Raw genomic sequence first — 18,452 nt, forward strand, 5'->3', positions numbered from 1 at the left:
CCCAACTCATCGTTTTTCGGTAAATTTGCAATATCAAAATTGAATGAATTATGAAAAAATTAAGTACTCTTCTTTTATTTATGCTTCTCTCGTTTATAACGACAGCAGCTAATGTAACAAGTGAAAGTCACGATAGCTACAAAATTAGGGCTATTCAACTAGAAAAATGGGATCAGAGTTCAAGGTCGGTTACACCCAATCCTATAGAATGCTATCTTATAGATAAAAATATCGAAGTCCGCTTCTTCAAATATCCAGAAACGCCAATCACTATTCAAATAAAAGATACTTATGGGAATATTGTATATCAAAATATGGACGTAATCAATCAACAAGAAATTTTAAATATTGAAATAGATCAATTACAGCCTGGATCATATGAGTTCTTCTATTTTGATGAAAAAATATCCCTTAAAGGAAAATTTGAAATCGAATAGTTGAGATCAAGTGACATATTTTTTAATGTCTAATTTTAAAAAAAACAATTATGAAAAAGATTCTAAATTTAGCATTGCTTCTTATGGCGTGCTTTGTTATTGCATCATGCTCAGATGATGAAGAAGTTACCCAAGCACCAGCGGTTAGAGACACTCAAACCGATATGCAAGTTCTATCTCGTTTTATTGATATAAACGAGTCTACAAATGAGTATTATATTAACGACCAGAAGAAAACAAGAGCTTCGTCTTATATATATGATACTGATCAACAAGAACTACAGAAAGTAAGTCCTGTAAATTATGAAAAGTTCAAGAAAGACTTAGCAGAACTGAATAATAGAGTAGCAAAGTCTATTGCAGACCCGAAAGTTGCTTATATTGTATTATCTGCAAATGGGAAAACTGTTGTGAAAAAAGTGAAGGAAAATGTAAATTTCGGTTTTGAACTTTCACAAAACAATGCATCTGTGGCATCTACAAGAGCTCTTCCATCAGTCTTGAACATTCAAGGAGGAAGACAAACGACTACTGGACAATTTAGAGATGCGAGCCGTACTATTAGAATGACTATTTCATTAGATCCATTCGTACAGTCAAGTTACTACTATTTTGATGTTTTAAGCCCTGATGCTAAACCAAATCCAGACCCGGATTATAGTACTCCAGAATCTGTTGCATTTAGTGGCACTGGCCCTTTGATGAACAATTATTTCACTTGGACTGCTTATTGGGATGCACAAGGAACAGATGGTTTATTCAGATGGGAATTTAAAGGTCGTGGCAATACCCCTTCATACGGACAAATTGCTTCATGTTCATTTAGTTACTAATCAGAATAAAAGGCATAAAAGGGGTGTATCACAGTGGTACACCCTTTTATGCCTTTTAAATAATTTAAAGGTTCTCAGAATAAGAAACGAATTATTTTCCATACATTTGTATAAATTCCTATAAATCATGAAGAAAATAATAATCACTATGATTTTATTCACAACTATATTACAAACAGGTTGTGTTGAAAAGAACGGATACTATAATGACGGAGAAAATAGCATTATAGCTTTAATATGTGATATCACATGGGTCAGCAAAACAACAATCAACGATAACAAAGCGACTTATGGTATATACAAATTTAATAAAAATGGTACATATACTCGAACCTTAATTATGACAGACCCAGATGGAAAAGAACATCAAAGTAGCATTAATGGACAATGGTCTTTTGGTGACCCTAGTTCTAGTACAATATATTTTGGACGTAGCTTGTATTGGGATATTGATGAACTTACAGAAAAAAGATTTGCTGTATATGAAAGAAATGGAGAAATTGGAGAAATTGGTGTAGTAAGAGAATATTTAGAATTCACCCCCAAAGAATAACGTAAAACATACCTTAAAATAATACGTTCTAATAAGAACATATTTAAACGCCAGCCTATGTTATTTGTGAAAAGAACCACATTTTAAGAATGTAGTTCTTTCCGGTGTTCAATTACACAGAATCTCCATATAAAGATAAAAAGTTAACCACCTTTATCGTATCAAATTATTTATAATAAAGATTTAGATCATCAGCACTCACCCCTTTACCATCCTCAAACGTCACAACCTCTTTACCTACCTCCTTACCATTTTTTGTTACCGTAACAGTCCAGATCATCGGAGCTGTTACGACTTCATCGTCTCTATCAACAGCTCCACCGGAAACAGCAAACTCGATGGCCTTGTCCATGGTGGTTAGTGTAACTTTCATCCCGACAAGTTCTTCATCTCCCAGAACTGCTGTACCATTATACACTTCCCCAGTCTCTTCATGAACCAGCTTTGCCCCATTGGCCGTCACCACCAACGCCTTAATAAAACCGTTCAGTTCTCCGGATTGCTGAAGTGTCACTTGATATATAGCACCTTTGCCATCCTCCGGATCATCTTCATCGCTACACCCGTAGAAGCCCAAAAGACACACACTCAACAGAAACATTACAATCGAATTCTTTTTCATACCATTATATTTTAAAGTTTATAAATAAAAGATACAGCCCAATCCCACATAGTTGTTGTTACGTACAACAGAGTTAAACAACATATTGAACCTATATTCCGCTGTTAACGCAAACTTGGGGGTAATAAGCAATTCTGGCCGAATGCCCACCTCATAACCATAGACAAATGCCCGATGCCGTTTCAACCGTACAAGTTCTGTCTTTTCATCAGCTCTCTGAAAACCGATAGATGCCGCTACCAATCCGGAAAGCGAGAAACGCGATCCGTGCAAAAGGTAATAAGCAAATTCCGGGCCTACAGTCACGGTATTTGCTTTCACCTGGTCATTATTCAGATTACGATATCCCAGAACTGCACCCAGTTTATAGCCTTTGAACACTTTCCCTGTTCCTATACTCCCGTGCGGTTGGTTCTCGTCGATTACAAGACCGCCACTAATATTCCAGTATTGGCTACCGATGTATTGCGCACTGGCTCCCATAGCCAAGCACAATAACACTGAAATAAAGATGATTTTTCTCATACTATTTAGCCGTTTGTGGTTTCACCTTCAGAGTAACGCTATCAGATCGGAGAATTATATCACTAGCCAAAGAAACAACCAGTTTTTGTGCACCTGCTGCTTTGGGAATGAAATCGAAAACCATCCGGCCACCGTTTTTCTTATAATCAAATTCAAAAGCTTCTCCCGGCTCATATTCATTATTTTCAACCATCACAAGTCCGTCGCCATCGGTGACGGAAAAGGTTGTGAAAAGTTGGTCTTCATTGTCTTCATCCAGTCCGCTAACGGTAAAGATACATTTCACTGCTTTAGCAGCTATGGCCGTATTGCCTTCTACGCTTTTAAGCGTAACAGAAAAATCACGGCTGATAACTTGAAGGTTATCATCACACGCCATAAGTAGAATGGCGGCAAATGCTGCAACTAAAAGAATTCTCATACTCTTATATCGTTTTATGGTTTCTAATTCTGTCAAACAACGCATTCAGGTCTACACCCTCACCCCTCAAATAAGCCAGGTATTTTGCAACGGCATTCATCCCGTCTGCCTGCTCGATATTGTAAAGCTGCTGTGGGCTGATTCCTATCTGTGCAGCAATTGCCTTAGCTTTAAGCGATAATCTGATACGTTCTACTTTTAATTCGTTACCGAGTTCCATAACATAAAATTTAGGGGGTTTATCTTCTTATTATTCTTCACGATCTCATAATGCAAATGATCTCCAGTGCTAACACCCGTACTCCCGACAAAACCAATTACACCACCCTTATCTACTTGCTGCCCCTTGCGGCAATAAACTTGTGTCAAGTGTGAATATTGGGTCACGAATCCATACTTGTGGCGGATAATAACCGTTAGTCCGTACCCGGCACGCCTTCCTGCAAAAGCCACCACACCATCGGCTGTGGTGTGTACTGTGGCCGCGTAAGCTGCCGCTAGGTCTACGCCACTATGAAACTTTCGTTCACCGGTTATCGGATGAATCCGATAGCCGAACCGGTCACTGATTCGGTATGCTTCTCTGAGCGGACAGATAGAAGGAACAAAGCGGAAAACGCTGCCTTCTCTTTGCAGAATCTCTTTCACGGATATGACACCTTCGTAATCTGCCGCTGATTGCAGCACCTCGACCATTAAAGCAACCTTATCCTGTGCCGAAGCACACCGGATGGCCAACCATACAATACTAAATATCCGTAACATTGACCACATCTTTATTCTCCAGATCAAAGACGATATGCCGTCCTCCTCCTTTCTCGTTTATCTCGATGCGAAAATATTTATCGTCAGGAATCGTAAACTTATTAAAAGCAATCACGTATTTCACAGTGTTACGCCCTTTTATCCTGGGTGAATAATGTTCGGCAAACAAGGGTGTTTGATCGACTTCCTGAGAAGCAGTCAACTTGACTGTCTTCTTATCAACTATATAATATCGGATATAGTCGATGTCATAAGGTACACGCGTCTTGTTCTCCAGCTCGAAAGTGAAAAGCAACAAATTATCATATATATGGATATTGTTAACGGAGAAAATAATTTTATTCCGCTTGATGCCCATATTATAAATACCGCGCCTAGCCTTGTATACCTTGTCAATCACGCGATCACGTTCACCAGCCGGAATGATATTGTCTGTCAAAATCACATTAGGGGCTTTCTGGGGCTGTTCTCCTATCTCATAGACGAAAATCTGCGGCTCTTGCATATAATCAACGTTATAGGTATAAAATTTGCCATCGGCCGTGGCCATTGAAACATTAGTCTGGCGTGGAAAGCCTTTGAGCGTGTTTGCCTTGGCAATCATACGGACAATATTCTCTGTATTCTCGGCTTTGCGCACCTGAATGCAAGTATCACCAAAATCGACATATACGATCTTATCAGGCGCTATCAGATGCATTTGTGAGCGTTCGTTAATATATAACGTGTCCGGCTCTATATTACTCATATCAGGAAGGAAGTAGTTCGTATGCTTCAAGCTGTCGGAAAACGACACACGAAACGAATAAAAGAATCCTCCCTCTGTCGCCACACTTACGGTAGTGGGTCTCTTGAATGTATCTTGATTTGCCTTAATGCGGAGAATGTGCGGCACGTTCTCCGGATTATCCACTACAACAAAATCGGAAACCGATTTATAGTACTTGATGGCCGATGGAAAAATCAGGTGTATAGTCTTGGAGTAATTCACACTGATTTCCCGGCTCTCTACAGGTCGAATCTGTGCCATACATGGCACGCTAAAGACCAGACAAAGGAAAAGATTAAGTGCTCTCATTTTAGGTACAGTTTATAATTAGATTTCACGGTAACAATGATTTGATTGTTCCGTTTACGGAAGACGCTCTTTGCCGCATTAGTTACGGCATTAACACCAGTGCTCAATACATCTGAGCTGTATGTAGTAGCGTTTATATCATTCACCACTTCACCGGCTGCCTCTTTGCTTGCTTCGGCTTTGACATTCAAGGGGACATATATTCCCGGCAACCCGTCACGGTCATAAACAGTCTTCTGTAAGTCATAGATACTATTGCCCACACGAACCGACTGAATAGAAATCAAGATTCTATCTTGCTTCAGCTCCACCACACCAAATAAAGCGGTACCCCGATCTAGTGTCCGTCCATTATCAAGGGATAATTCCTGCAACGTGACCAGTTTTAAAACGCTGCCATCCGTAATTTTCTGATCTCCGGAAACTATCGCTTCGATGGTATTTCCCTGGTTAGTCTGGCGATCACCGGAAAAGAAGCGACTAGCCTGCGGTCTCGGTGCGGAAGTTGTGGATTTTACCGCTTTCTTTTTCTTCTTAGGTGTAATGCGTCTCTTCAGCTCAGCGATACTATCGGCTTGCTGCCGCTCGCGGTTCTCACGAAGTTGTTGCTGGAGAGCGATCGCTTCGGGGTCCTCGCTATAGGCCGTAGCCCTCTCCTGATACACTTCATCGGAGAAATCCGTATAGTCCGGCTTACCATCTGATTTCATCATATCGTCAATTGTAAAATCACTCTCTGTTTGTGCCCGGAGAGAAGTATTCACTTCATCGACAGTAGTGTCTTCACCACTGCTGGTAAGAGATATGCATACAGCCACTACTACGAGGACAAACAACCCGAAACCCGCACACATGATAATCTTTATTTTCACCGCTTTATCCATAGGCTATTTATTTTGTGGTGCATCTTGAATACGTACAATCTGCTGGATGAACTTATTAAAGAAATATCCAGTCTTATTTTCCGGAAACTGCGGAGTAACCCTTATCAGTTCTCCGCTTGTGCGAATAAGAAAACGGACTTTCTGCCCTGATACCCCATGAACGGTCAGCGTCGAAGAGAAGCGAACCTGATAAGGTTCGTTTTCTCCGGCAATGGCCTGCACGCTATCCAATTTGCAGGAATAGACAGCCCCATTTTGAGTACAATCAAAATATGCCTTATCATTATAATACTTTGAAAAAATGGCATTCAAATCGTTCTTATTGATATAAAACGCAGCTCGTGCCTGGTTGCGCTTCAGGTTAAGCCGGTCGAAACTGTTCGCGTAGCGCGTAGCTTCGGCACAGGTATTCTTTATAAATGTCTGGAACATGGCCTCTTTATCTTCTGCATACGTCTTCAAATACTCTCCGCTACGTTCTACCACTACTACTTTATCAAGTGCAGTCAAATTAACCGAGAAGCCCCATATTAGAACTAAGATTACCACCACCAACGCAAACCCCAAGCAGAGTTTAAGATTGACCGCTCCCTGCTTCTTGGCTTTGGCCAGTGAATCAAAATCATTCAATATTTCATCTTTATTCATAAAAACAAGTATTAAATAAGTTCACGACTATATTTTGTCCCTTTGGCAAAAAGGTACAACTTGAAAATAAAAGCAAAAAGCAACCCTAGTATTGAGTACTTGTTCTGTCCCAGCATTCCCATAATACCATCGGAAATCAACGAACCGAAGGCGTTAGCTATAAGGAATGCAGGTATCATCATATAGCAAATAAACAAGTTCTTCAAATAAGTATGCGTATGTGCCCGTGTTTTTTCATCCATATACAGCACGACTGCCATCGGGGTAACAATCTCCAGTAATATCAAGTACAGATACCTTGCTGCCGCAAAGAAGAAGAACACATATTTTGTTGCATAAAGCAGGATAGTATAAACAAATATCACCAGAGGAAGCACAATCACTTCATCAATCTGTTTGCCCACCCAATTATTTTGCCGCTGAACATCCTCGATATAATCTTTTGTAAACGTTACAATCGCTTCATCAATACTCAAATCAATGTCTCGCTGATAATAAGCAATCATCTCGTTCTGTAATTCTCCCAGTCCCTTTTCAATGACCGTAAAAGCAAATGGAGCTGCCATAATGATTGCCAATGTATAAATATAAATATAGAATAAATCGAAGAACTTCTTCGCATTTATCTGTCCGTCGCCCTCGGTACACGCTGTTTTATAAGCAGTCACGAATTTATTTATCACAATCAGGACTGCAATAAAAGTACATAGGGCAATAAGGCTTTTGCTCACACCGTTGAACTTAACAGCTTCATAGGCCTTGGTCACATTATCAATCACTTCTAAATCCATAGGGCGTTAGTTTTTAGGTGTGGATTTTAAGGCAGCAATGCGCTTGATTGCATCGTTTATGTTATTGAAACGCTTTCGTTCATCCAGCAAACGGTTCTCGTTATTTTGGAGTTTGGTATCTAAATCAAGGATAATCTTCAATCGCTCGCCATCGGTCATGCTAGCCGAAGTAGATATCACGTCACGCAAGAGATCGAAGGAAACCAGACTTTGATCCATCACCTCATTAATGACGTCCTTGTACGCATCATAGGCTTCAGGTGCATAAATATCGTTCCGTGTGCATTCAATCGAAGCTATTTTAAGCATATTTGTCTGACGTTCTAATATGTTCTTTACGGTACGTGAGTTTTTAATAAAGCCGCTGACTTTTTTATATAGGTCTAAACTTTCACCCAAAATATTTTTGGATTTATCCAATACCCCATATTGTTTGGCCGCTTCTGAAAGCTGTTTGGCCCAGCTCAATTTGCTGAGTGTTGTTAAAGTCGGATCACTCACTACCCACTGAGCGGACATTTGTGCTACGCACATAAATAAAAGCACAAGACTACATAGACATTTGTTCTTCATATTCATTACGTTTAGAGTGTTTATAATCTTCAATCGCTCTCTCGATGCTACCGCTTTCGCGGTAAAGTTCCTGCAACCTGTTCCACTTCTCCCCGTCCGTTTGAAAAGCCAAAAGCTTTTCTGGAGACATCTCCAATCGTACTACAGTTGCATACGTATCCATAAATCGCATAAATACTTCGGAGTATGGCCGCACTCCTGAAAAGTCATTCCGGATAGACTTCATCAAGTTTATATGGCTCGGATTCTTTATATGGAATGCTTCGACAGTCTGATCATAAACCACCTCATTGGCCGGTAGCACATACAAAATCTGCGTGTTAGCGATAATACCTTTGGTGTATTCATTATCAGGAAGCTGTGCCGGACTCTGGATAATGGTTGTCACTGCTCCGTTCTCTTTACGAAGCTTCTGGTAACAGAATGCTACCGTCGAGTGAATATCAGCCCCACTGAATGTATCACGGATGGCCTGGCTCTCTGCGTACTCGTCAAAGACTAGTGTACCCCGGACGGAACGATCAGAAAGTATCTTGCTCTCGATGGTATCATAAAGAATCGTCATAATGATGGAAACCAGAAACGGGTCTTTTTTTATCTTAGTCAGTTCAAAAACAATAAAGTCCCTTTTTCTCATTTCATTTTCTAATGGCGAATGTTTGCAAACATTCTCGTAAAATCCACCCGGCATAAATTCAGAACATATATGCAAGAAACTGGCAATGTCGAAGTATTCCGGAAGAATATTCAGGCGCTCATAAATAGCAGTCCCCTGCTGCTTAACATATTCGTAGAAATCCGGAAAGCTGTGACCTTCGTGTATATCGTCATAATACTGACGAAGTATCTTCGTCAAGGAAACAACTTGCTTGGTATCTTCCATAATAGAACGTGTGCGCCAAAACTTTAATATCAAATCTACCAAAGTGCGGATCTTCTCTTTGTCGGCACCCTCTTCACCAACGAAGAAAGGATTAATGCCCAGCGGACTGTTACCGTCGTAATCGACGTGTAAAGACCGATCAGGATAGAGTTGCGAAAGCTGATAGAAGCTCTTACCGAACTCAACGATAATCACCTTATCATTTTGTTCAATAAGCTGCTGTACAATATTAAGCGATGTCACTGACTTGCCACCTCCAGTTACTGCCACAATAATAGAGTTGCGGGCCGGAATGCGTTTTTTCTTTGAATCCCAAGTATCCTTGCGAAGCGGAATTTGAAAAATCCGATCGTTAAATAAGATGCCTTCCGGGTCATTCTTGAAATTGGTATAATTGATATTCAGGCAAAGCGATGAATGAAGATCGGAAAGGAAAAGATAGCCGGGGTCTAGACAACTCTCGCGTCCAATCACCGAACCGATGAAGATGTTATACATACCCTCATAACTCGGAATATAGTATTTAAACCCGGCATTGGTAAAGATACCTTTTACCAAGTCGATACACTGGCCAAGAATAGTCTCATTATCTTCGAGTAACATCAGATTGAAATGTGTACGACAAAGCACATTCTCTTCATTCATAATTTCGCTTTCGTATTCTTCAAGATCTTCATGCCGTTTAACCAGCATCTTATCGAAACCCTGCCAACGCCCGAAATCTTTTACCCGTCCTGATAGTTCTTCACGGTAAGTCGTACCGGCAAACTGCCATATCTGGTTAATCACGTGCGAGCAGGGAAGATGAACACCCAGGCGTTCAAGCATAGCCATATACAAATGGCTATTAGCATCTTGCAACGTATTATCTACGATATGCGTTTTGAGTTTGTCAGGCAAATACTTCTCATCACATACAGCAAAGAATAAGCCCGATTTTGAGCCGATTTTAAGTATATCAGAAAACTGAATATCCCGTAGGCCTTCATCATCCTGAAACCCGTTCACATATCGGAAAATATGCCGCTTAATATCAGGTACATTCAATGGTGTTATCCGGCTGTCTTTAATATTCCGAATGATGGAGACAGCACTCTCCACCATATCCAGAAACTCACTCAACTTTCCGCGGTCTGCCTTAGTCAGGTGTTCTTTATAGGCAAGCGGATTTTCTTGATATGCTTTATCAAGACTGGATAACCCGGCAATGGTAAAGGAAAGCACACAAAAATGATGCAGATATTCGCGACCATCAAAATAAGAGCGTTCGGCTCGCTGAATATAGCTATTCCCCTTTATCATACGGTCAGCCACAAACGGACGACGTAAAAAGATATCCTGCTTGTGCACAAAACCGAAGCGGATATATTGGAATGCCCGGAAAAATTCCTGATGCCGCTGTTCTATTTCGGATGCATCCAGTGAGTATGCTTCCGGCATTTCAAGCAAAAACGGAACAGTCAAATTACCATTTTTAGTTAATATGCTCCCCCCTACCGTATCTAAAATACAGTATGCAGCACTAGCAGATATTTTCATAGCAATCTACTTTAAAGAGTGTAACAAATCTTTGTTTGAAATTACAAATACCTTTTTCCGGAAACGGGTGTATTTCTTCTCAGTCGAAAGGTTGATGAACACGACCCGAATAGCAACGGAGATTCCGGCAACAATCAAAAGGGCCACGATAAAGGATAAAAACGACCCTTTACCACTCATGGCACTAGTAAGGAAGCTAACAGCCACAAGGGCCATCACGCCCACCACTACGCAATAAATACAAAAGTAGCGTGTGTACATACCATGCACTTTCAGGGGGGCTTCAAGTCCTTTTCTTACCGGGAAATCCATCAAACAGACATTTGCAGTTTAGAACTAACCAAAGCAATAATAGCCGCGAGAATAGCCATCGCAATAATGATGTAGCCCACTATCCATCCAAGATTTATCAATCCTTCCTTGCGAGTACCTTGTCCGTCACGGTCTATGATTTTATCAAAATTCATAGCGATACCGATTCCAGCCCCGAATACCAAAATACCGGCAATGAGCCATACAGCGTAGTCATTTAAAAAAGTGTTAACTTCGGCTTTGATGCCAGCTTGCAGAAGAATCGCAGCTAAAAGAAATTCAGTGTTCATAATAAAGAATATTTTAATGGTTAAAAAATAAATTTACTATAAACAGAGCTTATAAAAAACGTAGAACCATCTATTGCTTTTTAAAGTCTGTGTGTATTTCATATATAAATGTACACAAAATATATACCAGCCAGGAAAAATACACCCACACTTTATTTAATACATTAAAAAATAAATAATTACACGAAAGGAGTATTCAATAGCAAAATGCGCCAATTGTAGACAGCAACACAGCACAATGTAGAGAAATTCCACAAAACGATATAAATCAGCAGAATCAACAAGAATCATACCAGAATTATTAAACTTATTACAAATATATATTCTTGTCTGATTCTACCAATAAAAGACAAAGCATCATACAGCCAGAAATTTCATTATTCCTGGCTGTGCAATTCTATGTCTCCAAAATGCAAGAACACAAGCATAAATCAAGAAATATCAATCTTCTTTTTTGATTATACTAAATTCTTCATTTTCAATCCCTAAATCTTTTAAATCAGCTTCCAAAGACCAGCTATTTTCATCCATGTACAACAATACTTCTTCCAGACCGTTAAACCAGTCACGTACTTGCGGATCGCGAACAATCTCGTCATTACTTAGCCCATATTCAGGCATTCCCTTAACTCCGATAGAAAATTTCATATTCAATACTTCTTTTGCAAAGATACACCCATGTTTTGACAAGTTATGTCAAAACGTGAATGTATCTTATAAAATTTGACTTTTGTCTATGCTCTGTCCACCTCATGTCTACATTTTGCCTAAAATAATTCAGTAAATCACTGATAATCAAATAGGTCTTATCCATCTTATGTCTATGCCATGTCCGGTTGATGGTTATTGCTACCTCCTCCCCTCGACTGTAGTATTTATCATTTTGCAATAACTGGCGGCTCTATTTTTTATTGTAACCAGGTGATATCACTATTATTTTAATAATTGATTTATAATTTAGATACATCATCAATGATTTGTAAATAACATTGCTCTATTTCAGATCTTAACACAGTATGTACAATTGGCAAGGGTTCTTCAGGTTCATCATACATTTTAAATCGTAAATGGAACGTAGGCATATTGGAGTGCGCAGCACTGCCTACAAATTCACCTGACTTTAGATTAGTAAAGAAACTCGTATCATACACTTCTTCTTTTTGCAGAGAAACCGTTTTGCTCCGGCTGTCTGCCCCCCGACTACTGCCTGTAGTTCGTGAAATCCGCTGCTTTTCGGCTTTGCCGAAGACAAGCGGATAACTCTTCAGTGCTTCGATATCTTTTGTACGGCCATAGAACTGATTGGAGAAATTCGCTTCTATCGAACTACGGTCCAACCGCCCGTACAACTTCTCTATTTTAGCAGCCGATTGTGTCAGGAGCGTAAAGCTACACAAGTATTCGCGAAGTACGGAAGGCATTTTCTCGAACTCTTCAATTTTGAACGTAGTTGCTTCATCTAAAAAATAAAAGAAAGGGATTTTATTTTTTAACGTAAAACGTCGAGAGCTGATCGACAGCATTAAAGAAATAACGGGAGAGATTAAACTCTCTACCTGATAAGAGTTTGCAATAGCCACTAGTTTAGGCTCTTCTGGATCAATCAGATTAAAGCTGAAATCATTGCCGGAAAGCACATAACAGATTTTTTTATCGTTGGCCAGTATGCCCAAACTACGAGTAAGTGAACTCAGAAAAGAGGCTTGTGTTTTCGGACTGTCCGCAGCATCCAGGAAGCCTTTAGCCAATGCCCTGCTCTGGATGGAAGAATTCAAGAACTCTGTAATCTTCGCAGCACCTGCCTGGCAAATAAAATTCACGATGTGTGGTATGGTGCAGAATTGCGGAAAATCATGATAGAAACGAATACCCACCCCCCGGAGAATACCCAAGGCACCACCGAACCATTCATCTTTTTTAGCGTCTTTCTCCATGTATGCAGCAAAAAAATCACCCAACAATTGCAAAAACAAACTCTCATCTTCAACAATGGACGGAGCTATCGGATTAGTTCGATAGCTGTGCTCCATATCGGTAAACGAGATATAATAGAACTTATACGGGTAATTGGCCTTCTTTGTTAAGTTATAAGCCGTTTTCGTCAAATCAAAATCCTTATAGTCATAAATCATCCCTGCAAAATGATATTTTATGTACTCTCGAAGCAAAGGTTTGCCAATCGACTTGGTTTTGCCGCCTTCAGCTCCAGCGTAAACCAAAAAGTTATTAAACGGATTACCAAATGTAATCCGTTTACCATTTCCGGCTTCAAGCTCAAAACTATATCTTTGTTTCTGATCCTCCTTTTTATTTGAGCTAGGAATCATAAGTACCACCAGAATGATGGCGGCAAATATTGCTATACCTATAAAAATATACGTCATCATAATTACAATTCTTTAAATGGATTCAAAAAGCCGGCTATCTTGCGAACCAGCATCATTTTTATGTTAGCCGGATTTTGAACAAGACTGACTGCCGTTTTAACTTTGCCAATAACCATCCGTTCTGTACGGAAATTATCGCCTAGAATTTCATTCATTATCTTGTTTTGAATGCTGCCACCTATCATGCTTGCCGCACGCCCGGTATTATCTGCAAAAGTATCCTTTTCTTTGGTATTTTTGGCATAATTAGTAAATGCACGTAAATCTCGCCTCTCCATTTTAAAGGAAGTATCGCCACGTGTATAGATATATCTTCCTTCTTCGTCCATCTCTACCCGATAGCCACGGGACCGCATCTCTTTATTTATCTGCCGCACATTCTTCAATTCCGGATTACGCAAGCATTCACGCATATCTTCGTTTTCTACTGCATAGCTATGTTTGAAACGATCCATCAAGCTAATATCATGCTTATAAGCAAAATGCTTGAGCAATGACACAGGAATTGTAACATGGGTCTTATCATCATAGATAACATCATAACGAACCAACTTTAACTCTTTCCGGTATTTCACTTTATCATCTTTATTTTCTCCAGGTGCAGACTGTTTCTCCTGAGTAGTATTATCCGGTTCACTTTCTTGATTCTCGCCCCCTTCCGGCTTAATGGGAACCTTTACGTAAGTATTAAATTCAATCGTTTTTGCTGAAAGTCCGTTTTCATTATAACTACCTTCGGCAAAATCTTTTTTGAACTTATACAGATTAAACCGTTCGGCAATATCCTGCATGGTAGCATCATCTATCTTCTCTTGAAAATTAACCAAGTCCTTATGTCTGATACTGACTGTCCCGTGCACCGGATGCTTAAACGTATGCACGCCTTTTCTGACACGATGTTCGTAGCCGCGCTCTTTCATAGCGGCTACTATCTGATTACCTGCTGTAAAACGATAATTAGATAGCAGGTCCTTCAGATCTGCATTCTTCATCTTCCGAAGAACCACCTCCTTATCCAAATCGCTTTTCATTAAGTTTATCTGATGTGCAAATGCGAACTGGCGAACAGTAGCAAACGACACAACCGTCTTTGTTTGTTCGTCTACTATCACTTTATAAGATACATCTTTCAAAGACTTTTGACCGCTCTCGTCCATCTGATAAGTGAAGAATGATACCTCCTTAACCTGCAAACCGTTCTCGTTATAATTCCCGTTACCGTTCTCATATTTGGCTAGGTCAAACCGCTTAGCTATGTCTTCAAGCTGTTCTTCTGAAAGTGGCCGTTCAAATTGCTTCAGTTCTGAATGTGGTATTTGAAAAGTCCCACCGTCACGGCTGAATGTATGTACACCATGCCGGACCGAATGCTCGTAACCTTGTTCACGCATGGCAAAAACAATCTGATTAGCTGCCGTAAACTGATAGTTCATCAATAAATCCTGAAGCGTTTTATCTGGTATGGATGCTACAATTTTCTCCTGCTGCGGGGGCTGCTTAATTTGGTAGGTTTCAGCCTCTTTGGACTGATAACTAAAGCTCTCATTAAACGCTTGTTGTACACGGACTTTCCAATTTATATGTGAGAATCCACGTTTAACAGTTCCTCGACCTTCAAGCTCCCATTCGTTACCGGTAGATTTAACCTGCGGTGAGAGCTTAGTTTTGCCATCTAATGACTTACGGGATACAATGATATGCACATGAAACTGAAGTCCCGGTTTCACATCACCAATCTTGGCCATCCCATCTTTAACGGCTTCATCAGTGTGCTTGTAGATCCTCTCAGTCTCTACTCTAGCAAAATACATCAGATCAGCACCACTCCGGATTTTATCGCGTCCGAAATTTTGTGCATATTCATCCATTGCAGAGCGAGTAAATATTTCCAATTTACGAATAACTTCTTGTCGTTCATCGGCTGTCAGTTCTGAAATATCACTCACATCACGCCCGATTAAATGTTTTTGTTCCGCTTCGGAAGGGTTCAACGACAACATAAAAAATTTAGCATCGGCAGCACCTAACTTTTGTTTATTGGTGTCGATGCTGGCAATTACTTGCTCGACAGAAATGTTCTGCTCGGTATGGGAAAAGAACCGCAGTCCCTCCCCAGCCTCCTTGTCTAGATATTGGGCCAATGCCCGGCAACTGCCGGCATTACCATCTTGAACGTCACTAGGCGGATGAACTATCGCAAACATAACTATAACTTATTTATATCATCTCGGAACCGGGCAATCCATTTATCAAATCCGTTCCGGTCAAATTCGTAGATATCATCATTAAAAGTAGATGATTTCTTTCTTTCGTCGAAAAGATCCACTGTCTCCAGAAGAGTTTTTTTAATGCTAGCAATATTCCCACTGGCGGCGCTTCCTGAAGGTGCTTTTTTCTCTGCAATTTCAAGTTGTGTCCGCAGCTTGTCAAGTTCAGCATTTTGCTGTGCATTTGTCTGCCGTAACCGTTCTGCTTCAGATAAGAGTTCTTGCACTTCATTGATGTGCATGAATTCATCCGGATTAGTATTATTAGAAATATGCCCGGTGGGCTGCTGGGCTGCAATCTGGTTAACTAAATCCAAAATGGTTTTAAGGGTCAGTTTCTGTGATTTCTCAATGCCTCGAACCACTTCAATTACACGGCTAGCCTGCTCCTTTACAGCTACCACAGGGGAAACCATCATAGACTTGGGCATTATGCCGGTGGTTTCAAAATAAGTCAGAATATCACTTAGAAGTGCGTCATAAGATTGACTGCCTTTTAGAGTATCAAGCCTTAATCGGGTTGATTCTTTAACACGAATAGAAGTATCTTTAATTGTCGCCATAATCTATTAATGTATAGGTATTTGCATATATATTTTTAAGTCATAACTAACTGGGCAACAATATACGAATTATTTTTTTGTATGCAAAATACATACAAATTGCATACATTATTTTTAATATTTATTTGAAATACAGAGTATTACAAAAAGTAACATTGGGCTATGCCCAATGACTGCTTGCTCATTCGTTTCTCTCATTTGCTCATGTCTCACTACGTTCACCATTCCTAGAACGCTGCACTTCGTTCCGCTCCAATACTCCAGGTACAAACCACCCAAACAATACCTAACGAAACAACCATGAATACACAACTAATCCAGTTGTACACCCATACACTCCATTACATTTGAAAACCCTCTACTTGACGGACTTGCCATCCCTTTTATCATCAAAGGGGGAGCCTAATACCCCCATTGAATAAAACAGTGGAACACTGCTTCAATCAATGGACAGCAAGCTGGTATATTAAGCTGTCGAATCCAGACGTACACCAACCAGACATTACCATCCGAATGGTTGCGTTAGGGATAGAAGAGGAAAGCCCGGAGCTTGCGAGGACTTGGAACGGATAGCCCGACCCGAAGGGGAACGCCCAAAAGAACTTCAAAATCACTCGCAAAATTCAAACCGACTGAAAAATCGTCTCTAAATTTATGATTCTCAACGCAACACGTTATAGCATAGCTATAACTAAAAGGTATACAAATATACACAAACAAACATAATTATACAAAAATTAACACGCAGGAAAAATCCTCCTAAATGAATAAAAACATCCTCCACTTTTTCAATGAACACACGCACCTGTCATTTTGGCAGTCCGTGATTTTGAAGTCCGCACAACGACTAAATTCAATTTTTGATTCGCTGGGTGTTCTGTTTTAAGTTGTTTTATTTTTGTCTTAAAGATTTGTTTATAGTTGTCGGGGATATATCGTATTTATTATCAATACATTACAAGCTGATTTCCCCCCGAACGTGGGGTTCATTTCCCCCCGATCGTGGGGTTCATTTCCCCCCGAACGTGGGGTTCATTTCCCCCCGAACATGGGGGTTCATTTCCCCCCGAACATGGGGGAATGAAAATTTTACTTCCCCCCTAGTTGGAAATTAGAGGGGAATTACATACTTTTGCAATTGAGAATTTTAATATCATGGAAAAGCAACCAAAGAAAATAGAAAAATTCGACCCCAACAAGGTGGTGCGCATATCACAAGAGCTTTACGAAGTAAACGCTTGCCGTTGGCGTATGTCTACTTACGGCTATCGCTTATTGTTTGCACTTGCGCAAACAGTAGAATATGCCGAAGAAGATTTATTCCCGGAACTTGGATTCGACAAACAGGTAATTTTCAAATATTTAGGTCTTGAAAACACCGAAAGGAAATATGAGCTGCTTGATAAGATTCTGAATGAAGTTTTGCAGAACAGCTTGCATCTGCCTCGCGTTAAAAAGAACGGGGCACGTATATGGATGGGCTACTCATGGATAACTAGCTATCGTTTTTCTGAAGATGAACGATTTGTCAATATCCGTTTGAACGGAGATGTAAAACCGTTCCTTATCAGCCTGAAACGGTATGCATCTATTCAACCTAAATACTACCTGAAACTATCAACGGATTATCAAAACTGGTTTTATCCCTATTTAAAGAATGTGGTTAAATTGGGGAAATGGACCGTAGCAATCAACGATCTTAAATTTGCGCTTTATCTAGAGAATACACCGACATATGACCCTAAGCAGAATAAGAACGCCACAGAGAAGTTTTTAGATAAGGTGATAGGGATTACCATCAGCCAGAAGGCCAAAGATGAGAACAGGCTCTCAAAGGCCCAAAAAAGGGTACAAAAGCCTATCGCATGGGATTATACAAAAGATAAATCAGGAAAATTCACGGGTACACTTGCCGGGATTACGGCAAACACGGATATCAATGTAACCGCTTCAGTTATCAAAACCGGAAGATGCTACACACACATCGTTTTCTTTCTCTCTGAAAAGACTAAATGTTTAAGTCAGCAACGCCTGAAGGAATTAGATAGTAAGCAGCAAGCGGATGTGGATTTCGGCAAGAA

The 18,452-nt window shown here is 40.1% G+C and carries 21 protein-coding genes; 4 read left to right on the plus strand and 17 right to left on the minus strand.

The features are described 5' to 3' along the window. Window positions 1-50 precede the first annotated feature (50 nt). From CLIN57ABFB40_RS19910 to CLIN57ABFB40_RS19920, 3 genes are all read left to right on the plus strand, one after another. Window positions 51-437: a DUF3244 domain-containing protein gene (locus tag CLIN57ABFB40_RS19910; RefSeq protein ID WP_175631621.1), complete on the plus strand. Its 387-nt coding sequence runs from the start codon at window positions 51-53 to the stop codon at window positions 435-437. A gap of 50 nt (window positions 438-487) precedes the next feature. Then, complete coding sequence (locus tag CLIN57ABFB40_RS19915) at window positions 488-1,270, plus strand: hypothetical protein (RefSeq protein WP_175631622.1); 783 nt, start codon at window positions 488-490, stop codon at window positions 1,268-1,270. Between the two features lie 127 nt (window positions 1,271-1,397). After that, window positions 1,398-1,823, plus strand: a complete 426-nt coding sequence (locus CLIN57ABFB40_RS19920; protein WP_016274455.1) for a hypothetical protein — start codon at window positions 1,398-1,400, stop codon at window positions 1,821-1,823. A gap of 166 nt (window positions 1,824-1,989) precedes the next feature. Here CLIN57ABFB40_RS19920 and CLIN57ABFB40_RS19925 read toward each other — a convergent pair whose 3' ends face one another. The 17 genes from CLIN57ABFB40_RS19925 to CLIN57ABFB40_RS20005 all read right to left on the minus strand — a co-directional run bounded on the left by CLIN57ABFB40_RS19925 (window position 1,990) and on the right by CLIN57ABFB40_RS20005 (window position 16,371). Beyond that, a complete protein-coding gene (locus CLIN57ABFB40_RS19925; protein ID WP_175631623.1) occupies window positions 1,990-2,445 on the minus strand; it encodes a beta-barrel fold lipoprotein in 456 nt (151 codons plus the stop codon). 18 nt (window positions 2,446-2,463) lie between these two features. Beyond that, entirely contained in the window at window positions 2,464-2,970 is a 507-nt protein-coding gene (locus CLIN57ABFB40_RS19930; protein ID WP_016274457.1) for a hypothetical protein, read from the minus strand. A gap of 1 nt (window position 2,971) precedes the next feature. Then, entirely contained in the window at window positions 2,972-3,391 is a 420-nt protein-coding gene (locus CLIN57ABFB40_RS19935; protein WP_175631624.1) for a hypothetical protein, read from the minus strand. A gap of 4 nt (window positions 3,392-3,395) precedes the next feature. After that, window positions 3,396-3,611 (minus strand): helix-turn-helix domain-containing protein, encoded by a 216-nt coding sequence (locus CLIN57ABFB40_RS19940; protein ID WP_016274459.1) that lies wholly within the window; start codon window positions 3,609-3,611, stop codon window positions 3,396-3,398. Next, a complete protein-coding gene (locus CLIN57ABFB40_RS19945) occupies window positions 3,590-4,156 on the minus strand; it encodes a M23 family metallopeptidase (RefSeq protein ID WP_016274460.1) in 567 nt (188 codons plus the stop codon). The genes CLIN57ABFB40_RS19940 and CLIN57ABFB40_RS19945 overlap by 22 nt, the downstream gene beginning before the upstream one ends. Further along, a complete protein-coding gene (gene traN, locus CLIN57ABFB40_RS19950; RefSeq protein WP_254871865.1) occupies window positions 4,140-5,186 on the minus strand; it encodes a conjugative transposon protein TraN in 1,047 nt (348 codons plus the stop codon). The genes CLIN57ABFB40_RS19945 and traN overlap by 17 nt, the downstream gene beginning before the upstream one ends. A gap of 44 nt (window positions 5,187-5,230) precedes the next feature. Further along, window positions 5,231-6,118: a conjugative transposon protein TraM gene (gene traM, locus CLIN57ABFB40_RS19955; RefSeq protein WP_175631626.1), complete on the minus strand. Its 888-nt coding sequence runs from the start codon at window positions 6,116-6,118 to the stop codon at window positions 5,231-5,233. A 3-nt stretch (window positions 6,119-6,121) separates the two neighbouring features. Beyond that, entirely contained in the window at window positions 6,122-6,766 is a 645-nt protein-coding gene (locus CLIN57ABFB40_RS19960; protein WP_175631627.1) for a hypothetical protein, read from the minus strand. 11 nt (window positions 6,767-6,777) lie between these two features. Beyond that, window positions 6,778-7,557 (minus strand): hypothetical protein, encoded by a 780-nt coding sequence (locus tag CLIN57ABFB40_RS19965; protein WP_175631628.1) that lies wholly within the window; start codon window positions 7,555-7,557, stop codon window positions 6,778-6,780. 6 nt (window positions 7,558-7,563) lie between these two features. Beyond that, entirely contained in the window at window positions 7,564-8,130 is a 567-nt protein-coding gene (locus CLIN57ABFB40_RS19970; protein WP_016274465.1) for a hypothetical protein, read from the minus strand. Then, entirely contained in the window at window positions 8,108-10,552 is a 2,445-nt protein-coding gene (locus CLIN57ABFB40_RS19975) for a VirB4 family type IV secretion system protein (protein WP_175631629.1), read from the minus strand. The genes CLIN57ABFB40_RS19970 and CLIN57ABFB40_RS19975 overlap by 23 nt, the downstream gene beginning before the upstream one ends. Window positions 10,553-10,558: 6 nt before the next feature. Next, window positions 10,559-10,864: a hypothetical protein gene (locus CLIN57ABFB40_RS19980; RefSeq protein ID WP_175631630.1), complete on the minus strand. Its 306-nt coding sequence runs from the start codon at window positions 10,862-10,864 to the stop codon at window positions 10,559-10,561. Then, complete coding sequence (locus tag CLIN57ABFB40_RS19985) at window positions 10,864-11,154, minus strand: hypothetical protein (RefSeq protein ID WP_016274468.1); 291 nt, start codon at window positions 11,152-11,154, stop codon at window positions 10,864-10,866. Before CLIN57ABFB40_RS19985 ends, CLIN57ABFB40_RS19980 begins: the two co-directional genes overlap by 1 nt. A gap of 441 nt (window positions 11,155-11,595) precedes the next feature. Beyond that, on the minus strand, window positions 11,596-11,802 hold the full coding sequence (locus CLIN57ABFB40_RS19990; RefSeq protein WP_175631631.1) for a hypothetical protein: 207 nt from the start codon (window positions 11,800-11,802) through the stop codon (window positions 11,596-11,598). 302 nt (window positions 11,803-12,104) lie between these two features. Next, window positions 12,105-13,541, minus strand: coding sequence for a type IV secretory system conjugative DNA transfer family protein (locus CLIN57ABFB40_RS19995; RefSeq protein WP_175631632.1), 1,437 nt, complete (start codon window positions 13,539-13,541; stop codon window positions 12,105-12,107). A gap of 2 nt (window positions 13,542-13,543) precedes the next feature. Continuing rightward, window positions 13,544-15,745: a DUF5712 family protein gene (locus CLIN57ABFB40_RS20000; RefSeq protein ID WP_175631633.1), complete on the minus strand. Its 2,202-nt coding sequence runs from the start codon at window positions 15,743-15,745 to the stop codon at window positions 13,544-13,546. Window positions 15,746-15,747: 2 nt separating this feature from the next. Beyond that, window positions 15,748-16,371, minus strand: a complete 624-nt coding sequence (locus tag CLIN57ABFB40_RS20005) for a BfmA/BtgA family mobilization protein (protein ID WP_016274473.1) — start codon at window positions 16,369-16,371, stop codon at window positions 15,748-15,750. 1,155 nt (window positions 16,372-17,526) lie between these two features. Between CLIN57ABFB40_RS20005 and CLIN57ABFB40_RS20010 the strand changes: the two genes are divergently transcribed. Then, window positions 17,527-18,452 (plus strand): replication initiation protein (locus CLIN57ABFB40_RS20010; RefSeq protein ID WP_175631634.1); only part of this gene is annotated, 926 nt, incomplete at its 3' end.

Source organism: Bacteroides acidifaciens, from assembly GCF_903181435.1.
In the GTDB taxonomy this organism is placed as follows: domain Bacteria; phylum Bacteroidota; class Bacteroidia; order Bacteroidales; family Bacteroidaceae; genus Bacteroides.

Bases quoted from the DNA above. Each gene is read 5' to 3' on its own strand.
- CLIN57ABFB40_RS19940 (WP_016274459.1), bottom strand. From the start codon at position 3,611: ATGGAACTCGGTAACGAATTAAAAGTAGAACGTATCAGATTATCGCTT.
- CLIN57ABFB40_RS19930 (WP_016274457.1), bottom strand. From the start codon at position 2,970: ATGAGAAAAATCATCTTTATTTCAGTGTTATTGTGCTTGGCTATGGGA.
- CLIN57ABFB40_RS19965 (WP_175631628.1), bottom strand. From the start codon at position 7,557: ATGGATTTAGAAGTGATTGATAATGTGACCAAGGCCTATGAAGCTGTT.
- traM (WP_175631626.1), bottom strand. From the start codon at position 6,118: ATGGATAAAGCGGTGAAAATAAAGATTATCATGTGTGCGGGTTTCGGG.
- CLIN57ABFB40_RS19980 (WP_175631630.1), bottom strand. From the start codon at position 10,864: ATGGATTTCCCGGTAAGAAAAGGACTTGAAGCCCCCCTGAAAGTGCAT.
- CLIN57ABFB40_RS19915 (WP_175631622.1), top strand. From the start codon at position 488: ATGAAAAAGATTCTAAATTTAGCATTGCTTCTTATGGCGTGCTTTGTT.
- CLIN57ABFB40_RS19975 (WP_175631629.1), bottom strand. From the start codon at position 10,552: ATGAAAATATCTGCTAGTGCTGCATACTGTATTTTAGATACGGTAGGG.
- CLIN57ABFB40_RS19935 (WP_175631624.1), bottom strand. From the start codon at position 3,391: ATGAGAATTCTTTTAGTTGCAGCATTTGCCGCCATTCTACTTATGGCG.
- CLIN57ABFB40_RS19960 (WP_175631627.1), bottom strand. From the start codon at position 6,766: ATGAATAAAGATGAAATATTGAATGATTTTGATTCACTGGCCAAAGCC.
- CLIN57ABFB40_RS19910 (WP_175631621.1), top strand. From the start codon at position 51: ATGAAAAAATTAAGTACTCTTCTTTTATTTATGCTTCTCTCGTTTATA.
- CLIN57ABFB40_RS19925 (WP_175631623.1), bottom strand. From the start codon at position 2,445: ATGAAAAAGAATTCGATTGTAATGTTTCTGTTGAGTGTGTGTCTTTTG.
- CLIN57ABFB40_RS19985 (WP_016274468.1), bottom strand. From the start codon at position 11,154: ATGAACACTGAATTTCTTTTAGCTGCGATTCTTCTGCAAGCTGGCATC.
- CLIN57ABFB40_RS19995 (WP_175631632.1), bottom strand. From the start codon at position 13,541: ATGATGACGTATATTTTTATAGGTATAGCAATATTTGCCGCCATCATT.
- CLIN57ABFB40_RS19920 (WP_016274455.1), top strand. From the start codon at position 1,398: ATGAAGAAAATAATAATCACTATGATTTTATTCACAACTATATTACAA.
- CLIN57ABFB40_RS20005 (WP_016274473.1), bottom strand. From the start codon at position 16,371: ATGGCGACAATTAAAGATACTTCTATTCGTGTTAAAGAATCAACCCGA.
- CLIN57ABFB40_RS20000 (WP_175631633.1), bottom strand. From the start codon at position 15,745: ATGTTTGCGATAGTTCATCCGCCTAGTGACGTTCAAGATGGTAATGCC.
- traN (WP_254871865.1), bottom strand. From the start codon at position 5,186: ATGGCACAGATTCGACCTGTAGAGAGCCGGGAAATCAGTGTGAATTAC.
- CLIN57ABFB40_RS19945 (WP_016274460.1), bottom strand. From the start codon at position 4,156: ATGTTACGGATATTTAGTATTGTATGGTTGGCCATCCGGTGTGCTTCG.
- CLIN57ABFB40_RS19970 (WP_016274465.1), bottom strand. From the start codon at position 8,130: ATGAAGAACAAATGTCTATGTAGTCTTGTGCTTTTATTTATGTGCGTA.
- CLIN57ABFB40_RS19990 (WP_175631631.1), bottom strand. From the start codon at position 11,802: ATGAAATTTTCTATCGGAGTTAAGGGAATGCCTGAATATGGGCTAAGT.